Source organism: Sporosarcina sp. USHLN248, from assembly GCF_037144575.1.
GTDB lineage: Bacteria > Bacillota > Bacilli > Bacillales_A > Planococcaceae > Sporosarcina > Sporosarcina contaminans.
In genome coordinates, this window is record NZ_JBBCZC010000072.1 from 1 (window position 1) to 9,635 (window position 9,635).

At 44.8% G+C, this 9,635-nt stretch carries 4 protein-coding genes; 1 reads left to right on the forward strand and 3 read right to left on the reverse strand.

What is annotated here, in order from left to right; genetic code table 11:
- Nucleotides 1–487: 487 nt before the first annotated feature.
- The 3 genes from WFH04_RS17570 to WFH04_RS17580 form a co-directional block, all read right to left on the reverse strand.
- Entirely contained in the window at nt 488–1,093 is a 606-nt protein-coding gene (locus tag WFH04_RS17570; RefSeq protein WP_336825534.1) for a 3'-5' exonuclease, read from the reverse strand.
- 478 nt (nt 1,094–1,571) lie between these two features.
- Entirely contained in the window at nt 1,572–7,187 is a 5,616-nt protein-coding gene (locus WFH04_RS17575; RefSeq protein ID WP_336825535.1) for a S8 family serine peptidase, read from the reverse strand.
- 706 nt (nt 7,188–7,893) lie between these two features.
- The gene (locus WFH04_RS17580) at nt 7,894–9,060 is read right to left on the reverse strand and encodes a polysaccharide deacetylase family protein (RefSeq protein WP_336825537.1); all 1,167 of its coding nucleotides are present in this window, start codon (nt 9,058–9,060) and stop codon (nt 7,894–7,896) included.
- A gap of 343 nt (nt 9,061–9,403) precedes the next feature.
- Here WFH04_RS17580 and WFH04_RS17585 point away from each other — a divergent pair.
- On the forward strand, nt 9,404–9,635 hold a 232-nt coding region (locus WFH04_RS17585), incomplete at its 3' end, for a hypothetical protein (RefSeq protein WP_336825539.1).

Consider the following 9,635-nt stretch of genomic DNA (forward strand, 5'->3'; position numbering starts at 1 on the left):
TCTAAGTTTTAGTGGGTCGCGATGAATGCTTTTGACAAATTAGGGGTTGATTGGCGGGAATTTGGATGGGCTGGGTCCAGGAGATGCGAAGGCGTTTACCGGGAGGGATATACGCGTTTGTTGGCCGTTTTGCGTTTTGAGGAGGATTTATGAGTTGTTGCTTTGGGTTATGCGGGGCGGGACGGGGTTTTGCGTGATTCACTCAATTTATGCGCTTTGAGACGGGGTTTTGCGTGATTCTTTCAATTTATGCGTTTGGGGACGGGGTTTTGCGTGATTCACTCAATTTATGCGCTTTGGGACGGGGTTTTGCGTGATTCTTTCTATTTATGCGTTTGGGGACGGGGTTTTGCGTGATTCTTTCTATTTATGCGTTTGGGGACGGGGTTTTGCGTGATTCTTTCTATTTATGCGTTTGGGGATGAGGTTTATGCGTGATTCTTTCTATTTATGCGTTTGGGGATGCAAATAACCGCCGGGTGGGCGGTTATTGGGTGCAGTATTGGTAGATGGCTGCTGTGGCGATGCAGTCGCCGATTGCGTCGTGGGCGTCGTGTTCTAATTGGAGGTATTTGGTTAGTGTTGTTAGTTTGTGATTGGGTGTGTCGGTGATCGTTTTGCGTGCTATTTTGACAGTGTCTATGACGGTGTATTCTGGGATTTTGATGCCTTCGATGCTTTCGAGTGCGTATAGGAACCCCATGTCAAATGATGCGTTATGGGCAATGATTGGCAAGTCACCGATGAATTCGATGAGTTCTTCGATTTTGTTTTCAATGGTCGGAGCCCATTGGACCATTTCATTCGTGATGCCGGTGAGTCGTGTAATATTGGGAGGGATGTGCCGTTCAGGGTTAATGAATGTGTTGAGCAATCCAGTTTGCTCATGATTGTTAAATTTTAGGGCTCCAATTTGAATGATGCGGTCAGCACCCGCTCGGAAGCCTGTCGTTTCAAAGTCCAAAACGATATAGTCTTTCACATTCCTCGTCGTTGTTTTATATTTCTTCGTTCGAGCTGCGCGTCTTGCTCCCCAATTTTGCATATTGGATTTCTGCAGGAGGAGTTCGTTCGCCTTGTGATTTGAACTCATCTATGATGCACATCCTTTACTCTATTCCTTCCATTCTACTACTCTATTGCACCTTTCTTCTACTAATAAACTCAATCCTATTCAATTTGCTAATTAATTGTCGTAATTCCAAACCTGTTTTCCACAATTACCCGAAGTAGAGTTTCCCATAGACGAAGTCAGGAGTTCCTACAAGCTATATGGTCGTGCCTATCGTCCTTCTATCCGAGCTCTTTTTAATATTGCACTTTTGTATGGAAGTTGTAAAAATATAGAGCGATTCAATAGAGGCTGTTTGTGAATACGAACAATTGACATTTCACATGCCGAATTCTCCCACTACATATGTAAACACGTTGCGATGATGGTATTCAAAGGACTACGAAAGCTGTTCGTTACATATGCGGCAATGCATTTAATCCTCTCCCTTATCGATTGCAAAATAGAACAGCCTTCCTTTCAATCGAAGGAAGGCTAATCGAAGGAAGGCTGTTGTTCATTAGTCTGCAATCGCGTAAAACGCACCTGCTTCTTTTGCTCTGAAGTTGACAGTGCCATTATACACTTTTGCGTTGTTTTCAACGCGTTCGTTTGTGTAGTAGTTCATTACGTGAACTTTTGCTTTTTTTGTGATTTTCGACTCATCGACAGGAACCGTTGCTTCAATTTTCTTGTTGAAGCCGTTGTTTAACTGCTTGCTGTCACCTGTTCCATCGTAAATTGCAATTGTGTATACGTCGGAGACCGCGTTACTGTCGGTTGCGTATGTGCTGCCGAACGTAATTGTAACATCTCCGAAAGATGTTTTCTGTAACTCCTGCAAAGCGCTTCTATCGAAAGTAAATGTTGCACTGCCTTTTTGAATGAAGAGCTCATTTTTGTTGTCAACGATTGCTTGTAATACTGCTTGGCTCATTTCAACATCGATTTCTTCTTCAGATGAAGAAAGGTTAATGAAGATATCACCTTTTGAAGGGATGCTGTCCTCTGTAATGATATGCTTCGCTGGTTGCTCAGTATTTGCCGCAACGTTGACCGTGATCACTTCTATGAAATCGCCATATTTCACAGTGATTTCTGTGCGGCCTTCGTTTAAAGCGATTATTGTTCCTCTATCGACGATCGCAATACGATCATCTGCAATCGAATAAGAAGCATCAGCAGTAATATCAAGCATTGTGTTTGTTCCGTCTGCATAATTCGTCACTTCACTCACTTCCAGCATGCCTGTTTCCCCAATTGTTAAGAAGAATTCGGTTTGATTGACAGCGTAAGTGATTGTGTTTTGAGACGTATCTGTCACTGTCACTTGGACTGTTGCTGTAAAGCCGCCGTTTGTAATCGTGATTGCTGTTTCTCCAGCGCCGACTGCTGTTACTACTCCGTTTTCGACGGTGGCGATGGATGGATCTGCCGTCGTGAATACCGATGTTGCTGTAACATCTTTTTCGGTTTGATTGCCATCCGCTTTCGTTGTTGTTTCGGTTACTGTCAATTGGTCGGTGTCACCTACGTTGAGGGCAGTTTCGGTTTTATTGACAGCGTACGTAATTACGTCTGGTGCTGCAGGCGGTGTAGACTGGCCAGTCACCTCAAGATAGACAAGTGTGACATCGCCATCTGGCATTACTACGCGCACTTGCGTCTTCCCTGCTTGTTTTGCCGTAACGAGCCCTCTTTGAACGGATGCAATGTCTTTGTTGACGACGTTAAATCTTGCGTCTACTGTCGCATCTTTTTGTGTCGTGCTTCCGTCTGGTTTTACAGTAGTTTTTGTTACTTTCAACTGCTCTTGCTGACCTACTTCAAGCTTCATGTCTGTTTGGTTCAATTCGTACGAGATGACGTCTTGTGGTTGTTGCTTCACTTCAACGTAAACGTACAGCGTTTCTTTGTCGTTTATGATGATACGAACTTGTGAATTGCCCGCTTTCAACCCGGTGACAAGGCCTTTTTTCACAGTTGCGACTGTATTGTCTATGACATTGTATTTGCCGAAGCCTGTTACGTCTTTTTCAATTACTGTGCCGTCCGGCTTTACAGTCGTTTCTGTAACGTAAAGCTGTTCTTGTTGACCGACGCCGATGGATAGATTGGTTTTATTCGTCGTATAGGTGACAATATCTTGCGGCAATTCCGTCACTTCGAGATAGACGTAGATCGCTTCCTCATCAGGAATTTGAATACGCACTTGCGTTTTTCCTGCCGCCCTCGCAGTTACAAGCCCTTTTTGGACGGTCGCATACGTATTGTTGACAACGTTGTAGCGTAGATTGCCAGTGACATCTTTTTCAATGACCGTACCATCTGGCTTAACTGTTGTTTCTGTGACGTAAAGCTGTTCTTGCTGGCCTACGCCTAATGTCATGTTCTTTTTATTGACAGAATACGTAACGATGTCTTGCGGTACTGCCGTCACTTCAAGGTATACATAAATTGTTTCTTCATTCGGAATCATAATGCGCGCTTGCGTTTTGCCAGGCGCTTTTGCCGTGATGAGCCCTTTATGGATTGTCGCAAACTTATTATTGACGACGTTGTACGACAATTGGCCAGTTACATCTTTTTCGATGACTGTACCGTCCGCTTTTGTCGTTGTTTCTGTAACGAAAAGCTGTTCTTGCTGGCCTACGCCTAATGTGACGTTCGTTTTGCTTACGGAATACGTCACTTTGTCTTCGCCTTGCGGATCCTCAGTCACTTCCACTGCGATCGTTGCTGTGAATTCTTCGTATTGAACCGTGATTTCGGCTGTTCCGGCAGCGACTGCTGTAATCAATCCTTTTTCAGCTGTAGCAACTTTTTCATCAGAGGACGTGAATGTTGCTGCTTCAGTAACGTCTTTTTCTTCTGTTGTACCATCAGGCTTTGTTGTCGTTTCAGTTACTGTTATTTTCGTGTTTTCATTCGGTTTCAGGGTGACACTTTCATCGCTCAGCTTGTACTCGACGGCTCCGTCAACTTGATCGCCTGCTTTATAGACGATTTCTTCTGCTTTATTGCCAGCAGCGTCTTCGTACTTCACGATGATTGAGTGCTTTGCTTTGTCAAGTTCAGGGAGCTCGAATGAGAATGTGCCGTCTTGTTCCAATTTCACTTGGCCAGACGCTATAACTTTCTCTTCTGCAACCACTTCGTAAGATGCTTTCAATTTCGTGTTAATGTCATAGCCAAGGCCATAATCAACCAATTCTTTTTGGTATCCAATGTAAGCATCGTCAATTTTACCAGTAACGGTTTTGCCTTCCAATGCCCCTTCAATCGTACCTGCTTCAGATTTTACTACAATCGGACCTACATAGTCGCCGATCACTGGCGGATTTCCAGAAACTGTTTGTGCAGTGTAGTCGATCGTGTAAAGACCGTCTGGTATTTTCGTTTGCGGATCATCGCTCCACGGCTTGTATGTGCCGCCGATACGGAGCTGGTATGAGCCTGCGCCCAATGAAGTGCCTGCATGCAGGTAGCCGATGTAGCCATCACCGTAAACGCCACCTTCAGGATCCATAATATCCCAAATTTCAATGAGGTTCAGACCGACATCGCCTGTAATTGTGAAGTAAAGCATCGCTTCGTCTTTTACTCCGTCACCGTTGAAGGATAGGTCTGTTTCCGTAATTTCCATATCTTTCAGCTGTGTAGCCGCTTCTCCGCCAAAGTCCGCTGCAAACGGCAAGGAGACTGGCGTATCGCCGCCTGTAATGTGGATGTAACCAAGTATTTCTGCACCATGTTCAGCATTTGGATTTTTGGATGCTTTCAATGTGACATTTAGAAGCTGCTCGCTCGATAGTGTGAAGGATGGCTTGTCGATCGTGACCGTTGCATCTCCGAATCCTTTGATCACTTCGACGGTTGCATTGTACGTGCCGCCGTTGCCGTTATGATTTTTCACTAAGATTTGTTTCGTTACATTGACGTCGTTATTTAAAGGTTGCGGACCGAATGTGACAGTCCCTTTCAAGTTTTCAACTGTTTCCCCATCGTTGTTTGCCGTATCAATTGCATAGGCAAGGATTTCAGGATGTGCGGCTGCATAAGCTTGTACGCGGCCCGCGCCTTGGTCGAAAACATCGTACTTCTTCGTGTCTAATATTTTTGCCGTGTTGGATAGCGCAACTTTTACATCGAAGGCATCCCAATTCGGGTTCGCTTGCTTCACTAATGCTGCAATTCCAGCAACGTGCGGAGTTGCCATGGAAGTACCCGTTTTACGCGTGTAAGCTTGGTCGTATGCTGCTTCTGGGAAATCTGCTTTGTACATCGGAATGGTAGACATAATATTTGTACCTGGTGCGCTGACGTCCGGTTTAATGTCAAAGTTTGGTGTGGATGGCCCACGTGAGCTCGAGTTGTTCACTTCGTCCCCGGCCGTTATTGTTTGATTGAACTGGCTGAATGAAATTTTGCCTTCCGCATTTTTGAGTGCTGCACGAATTGCTTCGCCGTCCGTTTGAGACATATCGAAAGTCGGAATGAATTCAAAATCGTCTCCAAGGAATGTGCCGGATGGTCCAGGCGCATTCGTTCCGCCCGCGAAGTTGTGAACAATCATTGCGACTGCACCGTTGTTTTTCGCAGCTGCGATTTTATCAACAAATGCAATGTCGCCGCGTGCAACTAAAGCAACTTTACCGTTGACATCGATACCTGCGTAGTCGGCTTCCGCACCAATATTAGGCACTGCGACGATGTCATATTCGCCGTCAAGTTGCTTAGAAAGGTCTTGTCCGTATGTCGTTCCCATAATGTTGAGTTGTTTTGATAAGTTATAGTCGCCCACTGTGATGTTGACATGCCCGTCATAATGCGCTTCAGGGTTTGTCGTGTTCGCGACTGCAATGCCGAGGCGTGAAGTAGATGGTGTGCCCATTGTTCCACGATTCGGACCAGAGTTTCCTGTTGCGATAACTGAAATTGTGCCGGCTAACATGGCGTTGTTAATTGCAAAAGAAGCACCGTCTGTCTCGCTATTGGAGCCACCGCCTAATGAAAGGTTAATGACGTCCATGCCTTCAATGACAGCTGTGTCGATCGCTTTAATAATGCCTGAAGTCGCGCCGCTGCCGTATGCTCCAAGGACGCGGTAAGCGTAAAGGTCCACTTTAGGTGCGATTCCTTTAATGCCATATTCGTTGTTACCGATTGCTGCTATTGTTCCGGCAACGTGAGTGCCGTGGGATGTGTAGAATGAATTTCCTCGGTCGTTGAATTCAGGGCGATGGGATGGTCGTTCTACCGGAGATGTTTCAGATGCATCGTCGTCAGCACGTGGTCTTGTATAATCATTTCCCGTGTGCGGTACGAAGTTTTTCCCACCTTTGTAGATGCCTTTAAAGTCAGGGTGATCGGCATCGATTCCTGTATCCAATACCGCGACTTTAATGCCTTGCCCTTCATAGCCTTCCGCCCAAAGCTTTTCAATTCCTAAGAATGAAATGCTTGTGTCCATTGCAGGGCCAACCGTAGCATCTTTCAGTTTGTCGGAAAGATTGGAGTCAGAAGGAATAGGCTTCTTGGGGATAGATCCTTTGTCTAAAGCTTGAGCGTAAACGATTGTGTCAGGCTCGACCAAAACGACTCCTGTCACTTCTAATAGCTTAGGAAGGTCGTCCGCTTTGACAGAACCAGAAATGCCGTTTAGCACTGTATCATAGCTAAAGCCTTCTTGAAATTTGATGCCTTTGATGGCCATTTCCTTTTTAGCTGAAATTTGTTGGTTACGGACTTTTTGCTTCACTTGATTCGCTTCTGTGCTTGAAATTGTTTTCCCAGCCAACTTTTTAATTCCCGTTTCAAGCCCTACGGAACGCTCTGAAAAGTGGATGATGATTGGAACCTCTTGGCTGCCCGTAACATTTTTAAGGTCGTCATGTAGCCTTGCTTCCCCGCCTAAGACAGATAGCTGTTCCGCGATAGCCGCTTTTTGTTGCAAGATGCTTTCATCCTGGCTGTTCTGTTTAAATGGCTTCGTTTTTAACGTTTCCGTTTCCACCGCTTGCCCATCGATTTCATCGATCGAATTCGCATGTGCAGAATAAGGCATAAGCAACGAAAGCACCATAACAAATGCTAAGAACGAGCTGAACAGCTTTGCGAAGTTATGATTCTTCAAATTCCCTTTCCCCCTTTTATCATTTTAGTAGAACATGCATCTCAAAAGATAGCACATAAAGAATAGTTTGAAAATAGTGACAGACACCTATTTTATAGACTTTTCGGAAAAATCGTTCAAAGGGAGGGAAGAAGGAATTTAATGTTAGGCGTTTCGGTATATAACATTTTTTCGGGTGTGGGTGAATATAGCTATCTATCGGTAGGTTATTGGAACCTGAGGATTTTAAGGTGGTGCAGGGGTGGTTTTTGACGGAGTAGTAGGAGGGGTGGGTAGTTGGTTGGTGGGGTCGAGCGGGTGTGTGGGTTTGAGCGTTGCAAGGAGGAGGTGGAGCGGAAGAGGCGTGAGGTCGAGCGGATAGCCTAAATGGATATAGTTGCAAGCGATTGTTCCACAACTTCAAGCCAATCCATACAGAAAGACTTCGACGAGGATCTGTTAAATATTATTGTTTACACTATAAAACCGCCCGTGTAGGCGGTTTCAGACTGTAGACAAAGTATCTTTTTACTTTGTCTACAGTCCTTTTAAGGTTTGTAGTCATGAGATAGGTGTTTGCCCAGCTTGACTTGAAAACGCTTGTCAGACAAGGCGCGAAGTCGAGCGAAGACCCGAATAGAACTTAGGTTCATGAGGGGACGAGCGAGACGAGCAACGCAGTATGCGAGCGTTTGTCAACAAGCTGAAACCGCCCGTGTAGGCGGTTTTATAATAACGTATCACGCAAGAAATTTTGAGAGATGTGTTCGTCAGGATTATAAGATTGCAGCATATACCCTTCCGCTTGGAGCCATTCAATAATTTCAGGCAAAGCTTTCGTCGTTTGGATTCTATCGTGCATAAGAACAACGATATGGCGGTCGCCGGATTGATAGGCACGGGTGACGTCACGCTTCACATTATTGAAAATTTGATTTGCTTGTTCGACCGTATACCTCCAGTCGTTGGAATCTACATCCCAATCCCACATTTTATAGCCGTGCTTAATGAGTTCCTTTTCCATTTCTGGAGTGACGTGCGGCACGCTGCCATATGGAACGCGCAACAGTTTTGCATCGTTGCCGGTCATTTGCTTAATCAAATCCCTACCTTCATTCATCTCTTGTATAAATGCCTCGGTAGATTTATAAACTAAGTTTTTATCATGCGTCATACTATGGGTGCCGATATAATGACCGTCTTTAGCGACTGTCTTAACAATTTTTTCGTTAGCTTGCATTTGCTTTCCAAGGAAAAAGAAAGTTGCCTGTACTCCATAATTTTTCAAAGTTTCATTATTGATTGTCGTAAATTGATTCGGCCCATCATCGAATGTTAAATAGACAATCGCCTTTTCATAATTCAGCTCAGGCTCCTCTAACTTTTCGGATGTCTCTTGATTTGTCAGTTTTTCCTCAATTAAATCGATCACCATTTTTTCAAACAGTTCACGACTCATATGCTCATAATCATCTCGGTAAATCCTAATTGTTTGTTGCTTTTTCAAGTAATCTATTTTAAAGCCGATTTCGCGTGAAATATACTTAACGCTAATGAATATTGTCCCATCTTCTTCAATAAACGGAGCCCAGGACAACACTTTCCCATCCTGTATCGTCTCCCCTGTTTTTGGATCAAACACAAATTGTTTGCCGCGTTTATTAATGACTGTTGCTCCATTTTCCACAGTGACAGGCAAATAAAGAAATTTGGCGATTTCTGCGAGTGGAACTTTCGTATCTCCATCGATTACGCGAATATCCTCAATTGGCAGCACTCTGTCATGCAGACCTACATAACGCTGACTATTCTTTACTTCCGCACTCGCTTTTGTACTTCCGATGCAAAAAATAGTGACCAATAGGAAGAAAATGATAGCACTGTTTTTTCTCATTCCACTCGCCTCGTTTCTTTTACTTTTCTCTATTGGTCTATTATATCAACGCAGTCTTGCCAATAGAATAAGAAGTCACACTTTTTTTGCTTGTTCGCGGGTTGCTTTTAATTCTTTGAAGCTTTCATGGCGCGATCAATGCTTTTGACAAATAAAGTCCTGAGCGATGGAAAAGTTATGCGTCTGCTGAAGATGTTTATGCGTTTGTGAGGGGATTTATGCGTGTTGGGAAGCTTTTATGCGTTCGGCGGGGAGTTTATGAGCGGGGCGGGAAGTTTTTGCGTTCCTCTGGGAGTTTATGCGCGGCGGGAAGTTTTTGCGGCATTCGGGGAGCTTTTGCATCGTGGGAAGCTTTTATGCGTTCGGCGGGGAGTTTATGAGCGGGGCGGGAAGTTTTTGCGTTCCTCTGGGAGTTTATGCGCGGCATGAGAAGTTTTTGCGGTATTCGGGGAGCTTTTGCGTCGTGGGAAGCTTTTATGCGTTCGGCGGGGAGTTTATGAGCGGGGCGGGAAGTTTTTGCGTTCCTCTGGGAGTTTATGCGCGGCGGGAAGTTTTTGCGGCATTCGGGGAGCTTT

Coding starts and splice junctions, on each gene's coding strand:
- WFH04_RS17570 (WP_336825534.1), bottom strand. CDS start 1,093: ATGAGTTCAAATCACAAGGCGAACGAACTCCTCCTGCAGAAATCCAAT.
- WFH04_RS17580 (WP_336825537.1), bottom strand. CDS start 9,060: ATGAGAAAAAACAGTGCTATCATTTTCTTCCTATTGGTCACTATTTTT.